Below are 17,499 nucleotides of genomic sequence, written 5' to 3' on the forward strand. Positions count from 1 at the left end.
GCTCAGTGCTTGGCATATGGGGCGGTTCTCCTGTCGTGCCCTCTCAGGCTAACCCCGCAGAGCGGGACGTCTCACCCAAGGCTGACAGAGAGGGCCACGGCGATCGTATTCCCGGAAGGAGAGAAGCCGAAGGCTCGAAGTTCCGAGTATGTGGAGTGGAAAATGTGCCACCACTGCTCTCCGTGCGGACCGGCGTGGGGCAGCCCGCCGTCGCTGGACAGCAGGACACGGTCGTTCGGCCAGGCCGGCGTAACGACCTCCAGGGTCCAGCCGTCCCCGGTGGTGGTATGCAGCCCTCCGCCGAAGAGCCCCGCGATACGTACGCGGCTCCCGGCGATCGGCCCCAGTCCTGGGCAGGACAGGTCTGCAACCGCGTCGGGGGTGCTGTCCTCGGGGCCGGGATTGCGATCCCTGGCGATCTTCTCCCCGGTGACGGCGTCGAAGAGACCGTGACCGTCGTGGGAGACGACCATCACCAGATCGTGGCCGCTGTCGTAATGCGTCGCGAAGCCGATCCCGAGAAGCCCGCTGACAGGAACGCCGTATGCGCACTCGAAGACGGGCCGCCAGGGTTCAGGAGCGGGCACCACGGGGGCCGCGAGAAGCCGGTTCCGCATCGCCTGCTGGTACGCCGGGGGCTCGGGCTCACGCTCCGACTGCTCGACCGGAGCCGCCTTCTTCATCCACTTCATCACAGCTCCATGATCCACACTCCGGCAGGCTCACCCAGCGGAGGTGATGAAGCCAAGCACTCAAGCACGCGCCCTCGCAGTTTGTGAACGCGGCTTGATGACTCATGTCATGCGCTCCCGGCTCCAGGACGACGGGAAGCGGCCGCTTCGGGCCGCGGTGCGGCCTGTTTCCGGGCGGTAGGCCCGGTAGGCGGTGACGGTGGAATCGGTGTGGTGGGCGCGCACCTCGGATTTCGGGTGCTGATCGGCCGGCTGTTCGTTCACGGTGCACGGACTCGGCCGCCGCCCGCGTCGTGGGCCGGTGAATATCCGCGCACGCCCCTTGGCTCCGCCCACCCCATGCCCAACACTGAGCCGATGACCCAGCGTGTGGAGCTCGCGACCGTGAGGGACCAGCTGGCCTTGGACGGACTCGTCACCGAGTACGCGGTGGCCGTGGACGACGGTGACTGGGAGGCGTACCGAGGGCTGTTCACGCCGGAGGGGCGGGCGGACTACCGCTCGGCCGGCGGTGTCGAGGGGAGCGCCGGGACGGTTGCCGAATGGCTTGCGCGGAGCCTCGAGGTCTTCCCCGTACGGCAACATCTGATCGTCAACCGCCGGGTGCGGTTCGAGGTCTGGGAGCATGACCGCGGCGACACGGCCGAGGTGCGGGCCGACTATGTGAACCCGATGGGGCGCGCCGGGCCGGACGGCGAGTCCGCCGCGCCGGAACTCCTGTGCGGCGGCCGGTGCACGTTCGCGATGCTGCGCACGGACGACGGCTGGCGGCTGAGCGAGGTGGTCGTACGCGAGAAATGGCGCCGCGTTCACACCCCGCGGGCGGCCCCTGTGATCAACTGAGCCGGCGTGCACTGTTCCGGATCACGTCCGGGACGCACACTGGAGGCACCACGGGGTAGGGAGGCGCCTATGAAGTCGCTCGGCCACTGGCTCGCCTCCCCCTGGCGCCGTTCGACCGCCGCCGCGGTCGTGGGTGCCCTGCCCGTTCTGGCGTTTCCCGCCCCGTCCCTGTGGTGGTTCGCCTACGTCGCACTGGTCCCGTGGATTCTCCTGGCCCGTAGCGCGCCGACGGGCAAACGGGCTGCCTTCGACGGCTGGTGGGGCGGATTCGGCTTCATGCTGGCCATGCACCACTGGCTGCTGCCGAACCTGCACGTGTTCACGTTCGTCATCGCCGCCCTGCTGGGCGCGCTGTGGGCGCCGTGGGGGTGGCTGGTGCGGCGGCTGCTGGGTGGGGTGCCGTCGCGGACCCGGGTCGCGGCCGCGCTGGTCGTGGTGCCCTCGGGGTGGCTGGCGGTCGAGCTGGTCCGCTCCTGGCAGGGGCTGGGCGGTCCCTGGGGGGTGCTCGGTGCGAGCCAGTGGGAGGTGGACGCCGCGCTGCGGCTGGCGTCGGTGGGCGGGGTCTGGCTGCCGAGTTTCCTGGTGGTGTCGCTGAATGTCGCGGTGGCCCTGCTCGTCGCGGTCCGGCAGGCCCGTGTGCCTGCCGTGGCCGGGCTGGTCGCCACGGCCGCCGTCACCTCCGCCGCCTGGGTGTGGTCACCGCGCCCGGAGGCCGGCGACCGGGTCCGGATCGCTCTCGTGCAGCCGGGCGTCGTCGCCGGTCGCGACAGTGCCGACCGCCGCTTCGACCGCGAGGAGCGGCTCACGCGCGAGCTGGCCGGCCAGGACGTCGGTCTGATCGTCTGGGGCGAGAGCAGCGTCGGTTTCGACCTCGGGGACCGGCCCGACCTGGCACGGCGGCTGGCCGCGCTGTCCCGCGAGACGGGCGCGCGGATCCTGGTCAATGTGGACGCGCGGCGCTCGGACAAACCCGGTATCTACAAGAGCTCGGTGCTGATCGGCCCGGAGGGCCCGACCGGGGATCGCTACGACAAGATGCGGCTGGTTCCGTTCGGCGAGTACGTCCCGGCGCGCTCCCTGCTGGGTTGGGCCACCTCCGTCGGCGAGGCGGCCGGCGAGGACCGCCGGCAGGGCTCCGAGCAGGTGGTGATGGACGCGGGGGGCGGCCTGCGGATCGGTCCGATGGTGTGCTTCGAGTCGGCTTTCCCCGACATGAGCAGGCATCTCGCCGAGGACGGCGCCGATGTGCTGCTCGCCCAGTCCTCCACGTCGACGTTCCAGCGGAGCTGGGCGCCCGAGCAGCACGCCTCGCTCGCCGCGCTGCGCGCCGCGGAGACCGGCCGCCCGATGGTGCACGCGACCCTGACAGGTGTTTCCGCCGTGTACGGACCGGGCGGCGAGCGCGTCGGTCCGTGGCTCGGCACGGATACCACCGCCGCGCAGGTGTACGAGGTGCCACTGGCGCACGGCACCACGCCCTACGTCCGCTTCGGCGACTGGCCGCCGCATGCGGCGCTGCTGATCCTCGGGATCTGGGGTGTCACCGAGGTGGTGCGTCTCAGGCGGGGCGCTCGTGGATCGCTCGTACCACCCGTTCGCACAGCTCATGAGTCGCCAGCGCGTCCCGGGCAGTGAGCACCTTGCCCGCGCGCACCGCGTCCAGGAACGCGAGCACCACCTGCTCGATGCCGCGCTGACGCGCCACCGGCACCCAGTCCCCGCGCCGCCGCACGGTCGGCTGCCCCTTGTGGTCGATCACCTCGGCGAGGTTGACGACCTGCCGTTTGGTGTCCTGTCCCGAGACCTCCAGGATCTCCTCGGCCGAACCGCTGAGGCGGTTCATCACGCCGAGCGCGGTGAAGCCCTCCCCCGAGAGCTGGAGCACCACGTGGTGCAGCAGCCCGCCCTCGGTGCGGGCGCGCACGGTCACGTCGTCGACCGGGCCGGGCACCAGGAAGCGCAGCGTGTCCACGACATGGATGAAGTCGTCGAGGATCATCGTGCGCGGGTCCTCCGGCAGCCCGACGCGGTTCTTCTGCATCAGGATCAGCTCGCGCGGATGGTCGGCGCACTGTGCGTAGCCGGGGGCGAAGCGGCGGTTGAAACCGACGGCGAGGCTGGTGCCCCGCTCCTCGGCGAGCGCCACCAGCCGCTCGGAGTCGGCGAGTTCATAAGCGAGCGGCTTGTCGACGTACGTCGGTACGCCCGCCTCGAGGAGCCGGGTCACGATCTCCGGGTGGACCTCGGTCGGCGCGTGCACGAAGGCCGCGTCGAGGTCCTGGGCGAGCAGGGAGCCCAGGTCGGCGTGGCGCCGGCCGGGCGGGATGTGGAGGCCCTCGGCGACCCGGTCCAGGGTGGCGGGGGTGCGGGTCTGCAGGTGCAGTTCGACTCCGGGCTGGACGGCGAGCACCGGGAGATAGGCCTTCTGCGCGATGTCACCGAGTCCGATGCAGCCGACCTTCACGGGGTGTTCTCCTCTAGCCCTTGCCTGCCGTGGTCCGCTGCGAGCATACGGCGTCCCCCACTGGCGGCTTCGTCCGAGCGGGCGGTGCCGCCGGGCGGGCGCCAGTCGGCGATGCCGTCGAAGCCACGCAGGAACAGCGCCGGCGCGGCCTTCGACAGCGTGGCGAGCGCGTTGTCGCGTACGGCGATGCCGGCACGGCTGGTCATCATGTTGAGGCGGGCCACCCGCACGGCCCTGCGGGCGATCGCCGTGGTGCGGGGCAGGCGGGCCGCGGTGTAGCCGGGCAGGACGTCCCTGAGGGAGGTCCCGCCGCGCGAAGGCGTTCGAGCGTGGATGAGGGCGAGGGTGATCGCGTCCTCGATGGCCTGGTTGCCGCCCTGGCCGAGGGTCGGCGGCATGGCGTGCGCGGCGTCGCCGACCAGGGCCACCCGGCCGTGGTGGTACGCGGGCAGCGGCTCGGCGATGTGGTGGACGTCGTGGCGCAGCACGCCCTCGGGACGTGCCGCGGCGAGTACCTCGGGGACGGGGGTGTGCCAGTTGCCGTAGAGCCGCAGCAGTTCGGCTCGCTCGTCGTCCGGGGCTCGCTCCCCCGCGGGAGCCCGGGCGGCGGCGTAGGCGTAGACCCGGCCGTCCCTGAGCGGGTGCGTGCCCCAGATGCGTCCGCGGCCCCAGGTCTCGTGCGAGGCGAACTCCACGCCGGGCAGCGGGATCACCACCCGCCAGGTGGTGAACCCGGAGTACACCGGCCCGGGGTGACCGGGGAAGAGCTCGCGGCGCACGGCGGAGCGGATGCCGTCAGCGGCCACCACCAGGTCGGCCTCCAGCTCTCCGTCCGGGGTGCCGACGCGGGCGGGCCGGCCGGGGTCGCCGGGGGCACCCGGGTCGAGGAGCCTGGCGGTGATGGCCGTGCGGACGGCGTCGGGCGGGAGCCGCGCGGCCAGGCGGTCGATGAAAGTGGCACGGTGGAGCAGGACGAGGGGGCCACCGAAGCGCTCGGCCGCGGCGGCGGCGCCGGTCCGGGCCAGCCAGCGTCCGCCGGGTGCGCGCAGCCCTCCGTCGCCCTGCCAGGCAGCCAGGGCGCGGATGTCGTCGCCGAGCCCGATGACGTCCAGCGCGCGCAGGGCGTTGGGGGACAGGGAGATGGCCGCGCCGACCGGTTCCAGGGACCCGGCCCGCTCCAGCACCGTCACCCGCACACCACGCCGGTGCAGGGCGACCGCCGCCGTCAGGCCGCCGATCCCCCCGCCGATCACGATCGCCCGCTCGATGCCCGCCATGGACCCTCCTCGCACGCGAACTACATCTGTAGTACTTCTGCTCCAAGGTACTACAGATGTAGTCCGACGGGTAGGTTGCCCTCCATGTCCGTACGCACCGCAGGCCCCGCCCGTGCCGATCTCGTCGCCGACACCGCCCTCGCCCTGCTCGCCGAACGCGGAATGCGCGGGCTCACCCACCGGGCGGTCGACGAGGCGGCCGGACTCCCCCAGGGGTCCACCTCGAACCTGGCACGTACCCGCCTGGCCCTGCTGGAGCTGGCGGTACGACGGCTCGCCGAGCGGGAGGCGCGGGTTCTCGCGCTGCACGAGATGCCCGGCCCGGAGGCCGGTGCCGGCTCCCTGGTGGACGCCTTGGCGCTCGCCGCCCACCGCACACTGACCGGTAACCGGCAGCTGACCCTCGCCCGCTACGAACTGGCCCTGGAAGCCACCCGCCGCCCCGAGCTGCGAGCGCACTTCGACGCGGCGGGCGCCCGGTTCCGCGATCAGTTGACCGCCCTCGTCGCGCAACTGGGCTCCACGGACCCCGTGCGTCACTCGCTGTCACTGATCGCCTGGGCGGACGGCCTGTTGTTCTCCTGCGTGGCCGGTTCCTTCAGCGCGTGCGTACCGAGCCTCGCAGAGGTGCGTTCGGGTCTGCGGGAACTGCTGACGGGAATACTCGGCGCCGAAGGCCCTGGTGACGGGGATCACCGCCGGGCAGGATCTACGGCATGACGACCGAGCGCAGTGAACCCGCCGTCAACGCCGACGAGCGGACCATGCTGGAGGGGTGGCTCGACTACCACCGCAGCACCCTCGTCCGAAAGTGCGAGGGGCTGACCGACGAGCAGTTGCGCACCGCCTCGGTGCCGCCCTCGAAGCTGTCCCTGATGGGCCTGGTGCGTCACATGGCGGAGGTGGAACGGGGCTGGTTCCGCAGGGTGCTCACGGACGAGGACGCCGGCCCCCTCTACTACAGCGAGGCCGACCGGGACGGCGAGTTCCACCTGACCGAGGCGGACACCTGGCAGACGACGTACGGCATCTGGCAGGCCGAGATCGATGTCGCCCGGCGCAACGCGGCCGGTTTCGCCCTGGACGATCCGTCGCGGGGCCGCGACGCTTACAGCGTGGATCCGTACAGCCTGCGCTGGATCTACACCCACATGATCGAGGAGTACGCGCGTCACAACGGCCACGCCGATCTGATCCGTGAGCGGATCGACGGCTCCACCGGCGATTGACGTCACCCACGGCGCCACCGAGGCCCCCGTACGGGGCGGGAGATCACCCGTGCGGGGCATGCTCCGCCTGTCCGTCCTCCCCCGGGCGCCCGAAGCCAGCAGAGTGACGCGGGTGCATCGAACGACGACCACAGCAACGCTTCTGGTGACCGTGGCGGTCTCCGCCCTCTCGGGCTGTGTGACGGTCCAGCGCCCCGTAGCCCCGGGCCCGGCGACGGCACCGCCCCAGGGGACCGAGCGACGCGCGGTCGGAGGGAACGAGACGCAGATCGTGCAGGCACCGGCCAGTGAGGCGCTGAACATGGTCGGCACGCCCCGGTCGTCCCCCGGGACGCCCGCGGCGCCGTCACACCGCGCCTCCCCCACCACCGAGCCGGACCGGACCACGCCCTCCGACGGCCGGACCGGGCAGACGCGTCCCACCTCTCCCGAGCCGGACGGGCCGGTATTCCCGCGACACCCGACGTCGGGCCTCCCCGACGTCGCGCGGTCCATGCGCCCCGACGCCGGCGGGGGGCCCAACGTCTGCGCGCTGGGCCGGGAGTACGGCGGCTGGCGCGCGGACAGCCCGGAGGCGGCCATCTGCGAGGACACCTACGGCCGCTGAGCGGACCGTGGTGGTACGGGCGTACGGTCCACTCAACAGGCCCGTGGTGGTACGGGCATACGGCCTCCGTTCCGCGGACGGGTGCCTGCCGGACGACTCCCTACGGGCGCTGTCCCGGTGGCCGCCGGTCGCCGGGCGTCCCGTCCTGGTCCAGCCGGGTCTCCAGCCGCCGGATGGCGTCCCGCAGGCCCTCGCCGTAGCGGTCGTCGGCAAGGGTGCGGGCCGCGCCCCGGGCCCGGTGAAGGTGCGTGCGAGCGACGTCGGGACGGCCGAGGCGGGCGTAGTCGGCGGCGAGGTCGAGATGAAGCGACGGATAGAGGGCACGCACGGCGGGGGACCCCCCGTAGGCGCCGACGCGGTCGTCCGCTGCCTCCTCGGCCACCGTCAGCGCCCGTAGGTCCCAGGCCAGTTCGTCCTCGGGGTCGTCCTGGGTGTCGGCGAGGTAGTGCGCGAGCGTGCAGCGGTGCAGCGGGTCGCCGTGCTCGCCGATCTCCGCCCACAGGGCCAGGAAACGGTGCCGGGCCTCCTCGCGGTCTCCCGCATGGTGCAGCATCACGACCTGCCCGATGCGCGTGAGTACGGCGTCCGGCGCCGCCTGCCCCTGTCGCTCCGCCACCACGTCCTCCGCACCGCTCGCCGACTGTCGCCACCGACGCTAACCGCCGGCAGGGGCGATACCGGGCAAGCCGCTCCGTGACACCCGGAGGGCCGGGCGCGGGTCGGATGTAGCGCTCCGCACCCGGCAGCGCGACGTCATCCCACGTTCGGGACGGTCCAGTCGATCGGCTCGTGGCCCTGCGCGGCCACCGCCTCGTCGATCTGCGTGAACGGACGGGAGCCGAAGAACTTCTTCGCCGACAGCGGCGAGGGGTGCGCCCCCTTGACCACCACGTGCCGGCTCTCGTCGATCAGCGGCAGCTTCTTCTGCGCGTAGTTCCCCCACAGCACGAAGACCGCCGGGTCGGGGCGGCCGGCGACCGCGCGGATGACCGCGTCGGTGAACCGCTCCCAGCCCCGGCCCTTGTGCGAGTTGGCCTCACCGGCGCGCACCGTGAGCACCGCGTTGAGCAGCAGCACGCCCTGTTCCGCCCAGGGCATCAGATAACCGTTGTCCGGAACGGGCGTGCCCAGCTCGGCGTGCATCTCCTTGTAGATGTTCCGCAGGGACGGCGGGATCCTGACACCCGGCCGGACCGAGAAGCACAGGCCGTGGCCCTGGCCCTCGCCGTGGTAGGGGTCCTGACCGAGAATCAGCACCTTCACCTTGTCGTACGGCGTGGCGTCCAGCGCCGCGAAGACCTCCTCGCGGGGCGGATAGACGGGACCCTTCACCCGCTCCTCCTCGACGAACTCGGTCAGCTCCTTGAAGTAGGGCTGCTGCAGTTCGTCGCCCAGAACCCCGCGCCAGGACTCGGGCAGCATGGCGATGTCGGTCACGTCAATGTCCTTACGTGTGCGGTCACTTCCAGGCCACAGAACCTACAGGCGACCACTGACACCCGGCCCCTCGGCCGGGTGCCCCCGGCGCTACCAGCTGGTCTTCCGGGACAGCTGCCACACCATCATGATCGTGGACGGGTCCATCGACCGCTCAGCGCCCGAGATGTCCCGGCTGGCCGCCACGTACTGCCGGCCCTGCCACAGGGGCAGCAGCCGCGCGTCCTCGACGAGGATCTCCTGAGCCTCCTCGAACTGCTTCACCACGTTGCCGCGGTCGCTCTCCCGGCGGGAACTGGGCAGCAGCTCGGTCGTGATCTTGCTCGCCTCGTAGGGCGTGCCGAGCGCGTTCTGCTTGCCGACGAAGGGAGCGATGAAGTTGTCCGCGTCCGGGAAGTCGGGGGACCAGCCGCGCCCGAACACCGGGTACTCGCCCTTCTGGTAGCCCTCGACGTACGTCTTCCAGGGGCGGCTCTTGAGCGTGATGTCGAACAGCTTCGACGCCTCAAGCTGCCGCTCGAGTTCCTTGAACTCCAGTCCGGTCTCGGAGCCGTAGCGGTCCGTGGTGTACCAGAGGGTGAGCGGGACCGGTTCGGTGATGCCCGCGTCGGTGAGGATCTCCCGGGCCTTGTCGACGCTGGGATCGCCGTAGTCGTCGAAGAATCCGGTGGTGTGCCCGGACAGCCCCTTGGGGACCATCGAATACAGCGGATCGACGGTGTCCCTGTAGATCTTGTGCGCGATCGCCGCGCGGTCGATGATCTGCGCGATGGCCTGGCGCACCGCCTTCTTGCCGGCCCACGGGTCCTTCGGGTTGAACACCAGGTAGTTGATGTCGGTCCCGCTGCCCTCGATGAGCTGGATGTCCTCCTCCTTGGAGGCCCTGCCCTGGAAGTCGATGACGTCGCCCGCGGCCAGACCGCGGTACGTCAGGTCGACCTCATCGTCGCGCAGCGCCTTGACCATGGTGGCGGAATCCTGGAAGTAGCGGACGGTCACCGCGCCGTTCTTCCGCTCGGCATAGCCCTTGTAGCGGTCGTTCCGGACGAGTTCGGCCTTCTTGCCCTCCTCGTACGACTGGAGGGCGTACGGCCCCGAACCGACGATGCCGGCGTCTTCGCGCAGCGCGTCCGCCGGGTAGGCGTCCGGGTCGACGATCGACATCGCGGGGGTGGCGAGCACGAACGGGAAGGTGGCGTCCGGCTTGTTGAGGTAGAAGACGACCTCGCGCTCACTGGGCGCCTGCACCCTCTCGAGGCTGCCCAGCAGACCGGCCGGACCACCGTTGACGTTGATCTGCCGGATCCGGTCGATCGAGTGCTTGACCGCCTTGGCGTCGAGCGTGCCACCGTCGGAGAACTTCAGGCCCTCGCGCAGCTCGCAGCGGAACACCCGGTTGGAGCTGTCGGAGAACTCGCAACTCTCCGCGGCGTCCGGCTGAGGAGTGCTCGCGCCTACCGGGTAACTCAGCAAGGTCTGGTAGATGTTGCGGAACAGCTCCCAGGAGCTGTCCCAGGAGGCGGCAGGATCCAGCGTGCTGGGCGAGCTGGTGGTTCCCACCACGATAGGTCCCTCGTCGTCCGGGTCGTCGGGCGACAAAAAGCCGCATCCGGTCACCAGGGACGATATGGACGCGATGGCCGCCACCCGCCGCAGGCATCGGTTCCGGTTGAACACGCGCACGCTCCTCGATCTGCCATACCAAGGGTCGGCAGACCATACCGCAGTGACACGCCCGCTGACCCTTCTTGGTACGGCCCTTGAGATCAACTTCCCGATGACTACGTTGTCAGTCGCCGTCGCGGCCCGGATGGGCCGACACGGACGCCGTTCTCGCCAACGGGCGCCCGTGCCGCGACCGTCCCGATCGGGCCCGCGCGCGTGTGCGCGTGTGCGCGTGTAACGCGCGCGGGCTTCGGGGTCAGGCCACGCCGGCGTTCAGGAAGATGCCTCCGTCGACGACCAGGGTCTGGCCGGTGACCCAGTCCGACTGGTCGGAGGTGAGGAACGCGGCGGCGCCGCCGATGTCGGACGGCACACCGAGCCGGCCCAGCGGGTAACCGGCGGCGGCCTCCTCCTCCCGGCCCTCGTACAGCGCCTGGGCGAACTTGGTCTTCACCACTGCCGGGGCGATGGCGTTGACCCGCACCTTGGGCGCGAACTCGTGCGCCAGTTGTTGGGTCAGGTTGATCAGCGCGGCCTTGCTGACGCCGTAGGCGGCGATGAACGGCGAGGGCGCGAGACCCGCGACGGAGGCGATGTTGACGATCGCGCCGCCGTTGTCCTTCTGCCACGCGTGCCAGGTCTTCTGCGCGAAGCCGAGCGCCGAGATCACGTTGGTCTCGAACACCTTGCGCGCCACGTTCAGGTCGAGGTCGGCGATCCCCCCGAACACCGGGTTGGTGCCGGCGTTGTTGACCAGGTAGTCGACGCGGCCGAAGGCTTCCATGGCGCGCTCGACGGCGACGGCCTGGTGGGCCTCGTCGTGCGCCTTGCCGGCGACGTACACGGCCCGGTCCGCACCGAGCTTCTCGACGGCCTCCTTGAGAGCGTCCTCGCCCCGGCCGGTGATGACCACCCGGTCGCCGCGCGCGACGAGCGCCTCGGCCACGCCGTAGCCGATGCCGCGGCTCGCGCCGGTGATCAGGGCGACCTTGCCCGAAAGTTCCACAGCAGTCATGTTCCCGGTCTTCCTAGTCGAGCGGTCCGCCGGCGACGTACAGCACCTGGCCGGAGACGAAGCCGGCCGCCTCGCCGGTGAAGAAGGCGATCGCGTTGGCGATGTCCTCGGGCTCGCCGACGCGGGCCACCGGGATCTGGGTGGCGGCGGCGGCCTTGAAGTCGTCGAATCCCATGCCGACCCGGTCGGCGGTGGCCTTGGTCATCTCAGTGGCGATGAAGCCGGGAGCGACGGCGTTGGCGGTGATGCCGAACTTGCCGAGCTCCTTGGCGAGGGTCTTCGTGAAGCCCTGCAGGCCGGCCTTGGCAGCGGAGTAGTTGACCTGGCCCCGGTTGCCGAGCGCGGACGAGGAGGACAGGTTGACGATCCGGCCGAATCCGGCGTCGACCATGTGCTTCTGGCAGGCCTTCGACATCAGGAAGGCGCCGCGCAGATGCACGTTCATGACGGTGTCCCAGTCGGAGACGCTCATCTTGAACAGCAGGTTGTCGCGCAGCACGCCCGCGTTGTTGACCAGGATGGACGGGGCGCCGAGCTCCTCGGTGATGCGTGCGACGGCGGCCTCGACCTGTGCCTCGTCGGAGACGTCACAACCGACCGCGAGGGCCTTGCCACCGGCGGCGGTGATCTTCTCGACGGTGTCCTTGCAGGCGGCCTCGTCGAGGTCGATCACGGCGACCGCGCGGCCTTCGGCGGCCAGTCGTACGGCGGTGGCGGCGCCGATGCCGCGTGCGGCGCCGGTGACGACCGCGACCCGCTGCTCAGTGGTGGACATTGCTGCTTCTCCTCGCCCTTGGATGCGGCTCCTGCGGCCGGACTCATCGAGTGAGCGACCGCTTAGTACCTTCAGCAGACGTGACGCTAGAAGCCCTGGCACCCGGTGTCAACGGCACACCGCGCGTGTGTGATCCATTCCCCGCGCGGAGAAGCTCCCCGGCCGCGCGTCACCGCGAGTCCCGGGTTTCCTCCCGCGGGGACCCCGAGCACCCGATCGGCCCAGCGTTGCGCGCCCCGTCGCGCTGCGGCCCCTAGCGTCGAAGCACGAGCCACCCGTGGTCGGAAAGGAGGCGCTCCATGCGTCGTCGCACCGGTGCCATAGGCACGCTGATCGCGCTCGCCGCGATCGTGCCGCTGGCCGACACCGCTCACGCCCAGGATCTGGACTGCCGCGACTTCACCTACCAGGAGGACGCTCAGACCTTCTTCGACACGGATCCGAGTGATCCGCACCGGCTCGACGAGGACCCTGGTCCCGACGACGGCGTGGCCTGCGAGGCGCTTCCGCGGCGCGGTCTCACCTCGTCCACCTTCCGGCCGGCCCCAGCCAGCCCCGTGCCGTCCGCCCTGTCGCCGACACCATCGGCGACGCCCACGACCGCCATCCCCACGACCGCACCCACGACCGCGTCCGCGACTCCCACCCGCGCGCCCTCGGCACCCACGAGCACACCCGCCGCGCCGACGACTCCCGCCTCCGCAGCACCGACGCGCGGTGTGGCGGGCGGGCTGGGCGGCTCCTCGGACTCCGGCCCGAGCGGCTGGGACCTGGGCATCGGCGCGACGTTCGTGACAGGCGCCGCACTCGCGGCAGGACACCTGGTGCACCGCCGGCGGTCCTGACGGTCCTCCGGCGGCGGTCCTGACGGTCCTCCGGCGGCTGCGGGTCGTGCGGACGGACATGCGTGCCGGGCCGGTGCGGCAGCGACGTGGCCGGCGCCGGCGGTCGGCCAGGAGAGGGCGGACGGATCCCGGGGACCTCGGGCGCCCCGGGCGTCATTGGCCCCGGTCAGCGCACGAGCAGGTCGAGCAGTCGCTCCGTCTCCGCCGCCGGATCGGCCGTGAGCCCGGTGTGCACGGGGCCGGGCTGGACGATGGTGGACCGGGGTGCGATCAGCCAGCGGAAGCGCCGTCCTGCGTCGTCCCGTGCCGCCTGCCCCGCCGCCTCCCCACCCGCGCAGACGCCCTCGACCGCGCGCAGCGCCGCCCGTACACCGGGCAGGTCGGCCTCGGGGTCGAGAGCCAGCAGCCGGGCCTCGTCGAGATGGGTACGAGCCGCGACGAAGGATCTCGGGCGGCAGTACACGAGCACCCCGGCATTGACGCACTCGCCGCGTTCGATCCGCGGTACGACCCTCAGCAGCGCGTACTCGAAGACGTGCCGGTCCCTCACTGGTCCCCCTGAAGACCGTGGATGTGCCGGTGGACGGTGGCCGCGCGGGCGATGAGCGGGCGCGCGTAGGCCGACCGGAGCTCGTCCGGCGTGCCGAAGCCCGGCTCTCCGGCCAGCCAGGCGTCGGGGACCTCCGCGGTGACCTCGGCCAGCAGTTCCTCGGTGACCCGCGGTGCGAGCTCCGCCGCGGCGGCCGCGACGTCCGGCGCGAAGGTACTCAGCGCATGGTCGGAGGCATCGTAGGGCCGGGCGGCGGAGGCGGCGGCACCGGGCCAGTTGTGGTGCCAGATCATCGTCGCCCCGTGGTCGATGAGCCACAGGTCACCACGCCGGCGGAGCATGTTGGGGTTGCGCCAGGAGCGGTCGACGTTGTTCACCAGCGCGTCGAACCAGACGATCCGCCCGGCCTCCCGGGGGCCCACCTCGAAGGCCAGCGGGTCGAAGCCGAGGGCGCCGGAGAGGAAGTCCATGCCGAGGTTGGTGCCGCCGCTGGTCTTCAGCAGCCGCTGTACCTCCGGCTCGGGCTCGCCGAGCCCCAGTACGGGGTCGAGCTCGACGGTGACCAGCCGCGGCACCCTCAGCCCCAGCCGGCGGGCGAGCTCCCCACAGACCACCTCGGCGACCAGCGTCTTACGGCCCTGTCCGGCACCGGCGAACTTCAGGACGTAGGTCCCGAGGTCGTCGGCCTCGATCAGTCCCGGCAGCGAGCCGCCCTCGCGCAGCGGCGCGATGAAACGGGTCGCGGTGACTTCCTTGAGCATCGTCCCAGGCTACTGGCGTATCGCCGCACGTCGGAGGCGGCCCGGGCGGGAAGACCGGCGCCCGACAGCGAAACGACAGCTGTGATTTACGCCCGTCCGACCGCGGACCCGCCAAGCTCTCGGCATCCCCTGAACAGCGTGGGCCCGCTGACCGTACCTCCCCCCAGATCATCTGTCTGCCCCGGAAGGGACACATCGGCATGACCGCATCGCTCTACCCTGCATCAGGACCCGCCCGGCGAACCGTCGTGGCAGCGGCCGGAGCGGCGGGCCTCGCCGTCGCGCTGACCGCATGCGGGGGCTCCGACAACGACTCCAGCTCCTCCGTGGACACCGGCTCCGCCGGCGGCTCGTCGGACGACGCCGACGCCGCGCCGCTCGCCTCGACCGCCGACATCCCCGAGGGCGGGGGCAAGGTCTTCGCCGACCGCAAGGTCGTCGTCACCCAGCCGACGGCGGGCGAGTTCAAGGCCTTCTCCGCTACCTGCACCCACCAGGGGTGCGCGGTGAAGAGCGTTGCCGACGGGGTCATCAACTGCCCCTGCCACAACAGCGACTTCTCCATCGCCGACGGCAGTGTGAAGGGCGGCCCGGCGACCAAACCGCTGCCCGCGGTGGAGATCACCGTCAGCGGGGATTCGATCACCCTCGCCTGAACCGGCCGCGCCGGGTACGACATGAGAGAAGAGGGGACCGTATGACCGCCACGCAGCGCCGGGGCCGGAAGATCATGATGACGCCCGGAGAGCTGGACGATTTCCTCACCGTCCAGCGCACCTGCCGGGTCGCCACGGTGTCCGCCGACGGTACTCCGCACGTGAGCACGCTCTGGTTCGCCTGGGACGGCACCTCACTCTGGCTCTACTCCGTGGTGCGCAGCAGGCGCTGGACGGATCTGCGGCGCGACCCCCGGGTGGCGATCGTGGTCGACACGGGCGAGGAGTACGACGAGCTGCGCGGGGCGGAGCTGTCCGGGCGGGTGGAGTTCGTGGGCGAGATACCGCGCACCGGTGAGCTGCGCGCGGAACTCGACGTGCCCGAGACGCTGTTCTCCCGCAAGAACTTCGGCCTGGACGAGATGCCCCACGACGGTCGGCACGCCTGGCTGCGCCTGACCCCCGAGAAGACGGTGTCCTGGGACTTCAGGAAGCTGTCGACGCTGCCGTAGGAGGCGTGGGGCTCGCCCCGGTCGCCCCGACGCGCTCCCCCGCCGCCCGCAGTGCCCGCACCGCCGCCCGGATCGACGGGCGGCGGTCCGCGTCCGCGCGCCAGACCACGAAGACATGCCGTCGCACGCGCTGCCGGAGCGGGACGGTCACCACCCCGTCGGGCAGGGGGTTGCGGCCCAGCAGCGGGGCGATGCAGACACCGAGCCCCGCCGCGACCAGGCCGAGCTGGGTGTGACTCTCGGCGGCGCGGTGGCCGACGATCGGCTCGATGCCCTTGGAGCGCAGGGTGAACATCAGCCACTCGTGGCAGAACTCGCCCTCGCCCCAGGTGATCCACTCGTCCTCGGCGAACTCGGCGAGGTCCACCTCCTGGTTGCCGGCCAGCCGGTGCCCGATCGGCAGCGCCACATCGGCCGGGTCGTCGAGCAGCAGCGCCTTGACCAGCCCGTCGGGCAGCGGCATGGGCTTGTTGTACCAGTCGAGTACGACGGCGAGATCGAGATCCCCGCGCACCACTCCCCGGATGCCCTGCTCCGGTTCCAGCTCGCGGGAGCGCACGCGGAGCGCGGGATGCCGGTCACGCAGGTCCGCCAGCGCGACCGGGAACAGCCCCCGCGCGGCGGTCGGGAACGCCGAGACCCGCAGCTCGCCCGCGACCTGACCGCGCTGCGCCTCCAGATCGGACTGGGCGAGCTCGACCTGGGAGAGAATGCGCGCGGCGTGCTCCGCGAGCAGCCTGCCCGCGTCCGTGAGCCGGACACCGCGCCCGTTCTTGGCGAGCAGTCGCTGGCCGACCTCACGTTCCAGCTTGGACATCTGCTGCGAGACGGCGGAGGTCGTGATGTGCAGCCCCGCGGCCGCACCGCTGACGGAACCGTGCCGGGCGAGGGCATCGAGGGTGCGCAGGCGCTCCAGGTTCAACATGTAAGTGATGCTACGAGATACTGCGTGCGAAATCTGGATTGTGCTACGAGAATGCGTGCCGCATCGTTGCGTCCATGAGCAGCGTCACCGCGACCACCAGCACCCCGGGCCCGGTCGGCCCCGCCCCGGAAAGCGCCCGCCCCCGTCTGGACTGGCGGCTGCGTTTCGGCGCGCTGTCCCTCATCTGGGGCTTCAGCTTCCTCCTCATCAAGGTCGGCACCCAGGGCTACGCCCCCTTTCAGGTCACCCTCGGACGACTGGCCCTCGGGACTGCTGTCCTCGCGGTCGTCATGGCGGTACGCCGGGAGCGGCTCCCGCGCGGTGCGCGCACGTGGGGCCACCTCGCGATCGCCGGCTTCCTGCTGAACGCGCTGCCCTTCTCGCTGTTCGCCTTCGCGGAGCTGACCATCCCGTCCACGCTGGCCGGCATCTGCAACGCGACCTCGCCGCTGTGGGGCATGGCGCTGTCGATGGTGGCGCTGTCCGAGGACCGGCCGACCCGGGTGCGGGTGGCGGGGCTCGGCCTGGGATTCCTCGGAGTGCTGACCGTGCTGGGCGCCTGGCAGGGCTTCGAGGGTCTGGACGCCCGTGGCACCACGCTCGCGCTGTTGGGATCTCTGAGCTACCCCGTCGGCTGGATCTACGTGCGCCGCACCCTGGCCGGCAACAGCCACTCGAACCTTTCCCTGACCGGCGGCCAGTTGCTGCTCGCCACGGGCCAACTCGCCGTCGTGACACCGCTGTTCACCGATCTCCCGACCGCCTTCGCCGTCGGACCGCTGCTGGCGATCACCGCGCTGGGCACGCTCGGCACGGGTCTGGCCTTTCTCATCCAGTACGGCCTGGTCGCCGAGGTCGGCCCCACGACCGGCCAGATGGTCACATACTTCGTCCCGGTGATCGCCGCCGCGGCCGGCATCGTGCTCCTCGGCGAGACCCTGACCTGGTCCACTCCGGTGGGCGCGGCCGTCGTGCTGGCGGGTGCGGCACTGACGCAGATGAGGCCGAAACGACAGACGTAGCCGCCACGGCGGCACTGCCTTCCGATGAGCGGGCATACCGGCGCCGGGGCCACACGCCCCGCCGGGAATCGCCCTCACCGGCGACGGCACCGGGGAAGGCAGCCCGACGTGCCCCGGCGGCCGGGGCGCTGCGGGGGAGGCCAGGTTCGCCCGGATCCCCGGCTCTGCCGGGGGACGGCCGGGTCCGCGTCCGAAACACGGTGCGGCGGATCGGGGCGGTGCGG

General features: G+C 71.5%; 21 protein-coding genes. 9 read left to right on the top strand and 12 right to left on the bottom strand.

The window, feature by feature from the left end; all coding sequences use genetic code 11:
• Positions 1-71: 71 nt before the first annotated feature.
• Both ACZ5C2_RS36005 and ACZ5C2_RS36010 read right to left on the bottom strand, forming a co-directional pair.
• The gene (locus ACZ5C2_RS36005) at positions 72-683 is read right to left on the bottom strand and encodes a hypothetical protein (RefSeq protein ID WP_468800904.1); all 612 of its coding nucleotides are present in this window, start codon (positions 681-683) and stop codon (positions 72-74) included.
• A 111-nt stretch (positions 684-794) separates the two neighbouring features.
• Positions 795-956 carry a DUF4291 family protein gene (locus tag ACZ5C2_RS36010; protein ID WP_468800834.1) on the bottom strand — a complete coding sequence of 54 codons (162 nt, stop codon included), beginning with the start codon at positions 954-956 and terminating at the stop codon, positions 795-797.
• Between the two features lie 93 nt (positions 957-1,049).
• Here ACZ5C2_RS36010 and ACZ5C2_RS36015 point away from each other — a divergent pair, with 93 nt between their 5' ends.
• Positions 1,050-1,535 carry a nuclear transport factor 2 family protein gene (locus tag ACZ5C2_RS36015; protein WP_468800836.1) on the top strand — a complete coding sequence of 162 codons (486 nt, stop codon included), beginning with the start codon at positions 1,050-1,052 and terminating at the stop codon, positions 1,533-1,535.
• Positions 1,536-1,604: 69 nt separating this feature from the next.
• On the top strand, positions 1,605-3,170 hold the full coding sequence (lnt, locus tag ACZ5C2_RS36020; protein WP_468800838.1) for an apolipoprotein N-acyltransferase: 1,566 nt from the start codon (positions 1,605-1,607) through the stop codon (positions 3,168-3,170).
• Here the strand turns inward: lnt and ACZ5C2_RS36025 are convergent.
• Both ACZ5C2_RS36025 and ACZ5C2_RS36030 read right to left on the bottom strand, forming a co-directional pair.
• Positions 3,094-3,999: a Gfo/Idh/MocA family protein gene (locus ACZ5C2_RS36025; RefSeq protein ID WP_468800839.1), complete on the bottom strand. Its 906-nt coding sequence runs from the start codon at positions 3,997-3,999 to the stop codon at positions 3,094-3,096. The two genes, lnt and ACZ5C2_RS36025, sit on opposite strands and share 77 nt — an antisense overlap.
• Entirely contained in the window at positions 3,996-5,276 is a 1,281-nt protein-coding gene (locus tag ACZ5C2_RS36030; RefSeq protein WP_468800841.1) for an FAD-dependent monooxygenase, read from the bottom strand. The genes ACZ5C2_RS36025 and ACZ5C2_RS36030 overlap by 4 nt, the downstream gene beginning before the upstream one ends.
• Positions 5,277-5,360: 84 nt before the next feature.
• Here ACZ5C2_RS36030 and ACZ5C2_RS36035 point away from each other — a divergent pair, with 84 nt between their 5' ends.
• From ACZ5C2_RS36035 to ACZ5C2_RS36045, 3 genes are all read left to right on the top strand, one after another.
• Positions 5,361-5,996: a TetR/AcrR family transcriptional regulator gene (locus ACZ5C2_RS36035; protein ID WP_468800843.1), complete on the top strand. Its 636-nt coding sequence runs from the start codon at positions 5,361-5,363 to the stop codon at positions 5,994-5,996.
• Positions 5,993-6,505: a DinB family protein gene (locus ACZ5C2_RS36040; protein WP_468800845.1), complete on the top strand. Its 513-nt coding sequence runs from the start codon at positions 5,993-5,995 to the stop codon at positions 6,503-6,505. The genes ACZ5C2_RS36035 and ACZ5C2_RS36040 overlap by 4 nt, the downstream gene beginning before the upstream one ends.
• 112 nt (positions 6,506-6,617) lie before the next feature.
• A complete protein-coding gene (locus ACZ5C2_RS36045) occupies positions 6,618-7,112 on the top strand; it encodes a hypothetical protein (protein WP_468800846.1) in 495 nt (164 codons plus the stop codon).
• Positions 7,113-7,212: 100 nt separating this feature from the next.
• Here ACZ5C2_RS36045 and ACZ5C2_RS36050 read toward each other — a convergent pair whose 3' ends face one another.
• The 5 genes from ACZ5C2_RS36050 to fabG all read right to left on the bottom strand — a co-directional run bounded on the left by ACZ5C2_RS36050 (position 7,213) and on the right by fabG (position 12,004).
• Positions 7,213-7,728 (bottom strand): hypothetical protein, encoded by a 516-nt coding sequence (locus ACZ5C2_RS36050; RefSeq protein ID WP_468800848.1) that lies wholly within the window; start codon positions 7,726-7,728, stop codon positions 7,213-7,215.
• A 137-nt stretch (positions 7,729-7,865) separates the two neighbouring features.
• Positions 7,866-8,549 carry a uracil-DNA glycosylase gene (ung, locus tag ACZ5C2_RS36055; protein WP_468800849.1) on the bottom strand — a complete coding sequence of 228 codons (684 nt, stop codon included), beginning with the start codon at positions 8,547-8,549 and terminating at the stop codon, positions 7,866-7,868.
• 90 nt (positions 8,550-8,639) lie between these two features.
• On the bottom strand, positions 8,640-10,226 hold the full coding sequence (locus ACZ5C2_RS36060; RefSeq protein ID WP_468800851.1) for an ABC transporter substrate-binding protein: 1,587 nt from the start codon (positions 10,224-10,226) through the stop codon (positions 8,640-8,642).
• Between the two features lie 244 nt (positions 10,227-10,470).
• The gene (locus ACZ5C2_RS36065) at positions 10,471-11,229 is read right to left on the bottom strand and encodes an SDR family oxidoreductase (protein ID WP_468800853.1); all 759 of its coding nucleotides are present in this window, start codon (positions 11,227-11,229) and stop codon (positions 10,471-10,473) included.
• Between the two features lie 13 nt (positions 11,230-11,242).
• The gene (fabG, locus tag ACZ5C2_RS36070) at positions 11,243-12,004 is read right to left on the bottom strand and encodes a 3-oxoacyl-ACP reductase FabG (RefSeq protein ID WP_468800855.1); all 762 of its coding nucleotides are present in this window, start codon (positions 12,002-12,004) and stop codon (positions 11,243-11,245) included.
• A gap of 299 nt (positions 12,005-12,303) precedes the next feature.
• Between fabG and ACZ5C2_RS36075 the strand changes: the two genes are divergently transcribed.
• On the top strand, positions 12,304-12,849 hold the full coding sequence (locus ACZ5C2_RS36075; RefSeq protein WP_468800856.1) for an excalibur calcium-binding protein: 546 nt from the start codon (positions 12,304-12,306) through the stop codon (positions 12,847-12,849).
• Between the two features lie 166 nt (positions 12,850-13,015).
• Here ACZ5C2_RS36075 and ACZ5C2_RS36080 read toward each other — a convergent pair whose 3' ends face one another.
• Positions 13,016-13,399, bottom strand: a complete 384-nt coding sequence (locus tag ACZ5C2_RS36080) for a DUF3037 domain-containing protein (protein ID WP_468800858.1) — start codon at positions 13,397-13,399, stop codon at positions 13,016-13,018.
• Positions 13,396-14,160, bottom strand: a complete 765-nt coding sequence (locus ACZ5C2_RS36085) for a HipA family kinase (protein WP_468800859.1) — start codon at positions 14,158-14,160, stop codon at positions 13,396-13,398. The genes ACZ5C2_RS36080 and ACZ5C2_RS36085 overlap by 4 nt, the downstream gene beginning before the upstream one ends.
• 200 nt (positions 14,161-14,360) lie before the next feature.
• On the opposite strand from ACZ5C2_RS36085, the gene ACZ5C2_RS36090 reads away from it, so the two are divergent.
• Both ACZ5C2_RS36090 and ACZ5C2_RS36095 read left to right on the top strand, forming a co-directional pair.
• Positions 14,361-14,816 carry a Rieske (2Fe-2S) protein gene (locus tag ACZ5C2_RS36090; RefSeq protein WP_468800860.1) on the top strand — a complete coding sequence of 152 codons (456 nt, stop codon included), beginning with the start codon at positions 14,361-14,363 and terminating at the stop codon, positions 14,814-14,816.
• Between the two features lie 41 nt (positions 14,817-14,857).
• A complete protein-coding gene (locus ACZ5C2_RS36095) occupies positions 14,858-15,328 on the top strand; it encodes a pyridoxamine 5'-phosphate oxidase family protein (protein ID WP_468800862.1) in 471 nt (156 codons plus the stop codon).
• Here ACZ5C2_RS36095 and ACZ5C2_RS36100 read toward each other — a convergent pair.
• On the bottom strand, positions 15,303-16,253 hold the full coding sequence (locus ACZ5C2_RS36100) for a LysR family transcriptional regulator (protein WP_468800863.1): 951 nt from the start codon (positions 16,251-16,253) through the stop codon (positions 15,303-15,305). The genes ACZ5C2_RS36095 and ACZ5C2_RS36100 overlap by 26 nt on opposite strands.
• 74 nt (positions 16,254-16,327) lie before the next feature.
• Here ACZ5C2_RS36100 and ACZ5C2_RS36105 point away from each other — a divergent pair, with 74 nt between their 5' ends.
• Positions 16,328-17,275 (top strand): DMT family transporter, encoded by a 948-nt coding sequence (locus ACZ5C2_RS36105; RefSeq protein ID WP_468800864.1) that lies wholly within the window; start codon positions 16,328-16,330, stop codon positions 17,273-17,275.
• Positions 17,276-17,499: the final 224 nt, after the last annotated feature.

The sequence above is a fragment of the Streptomyces sp. NPDC031365 genome (assembly GCF_055569765.1).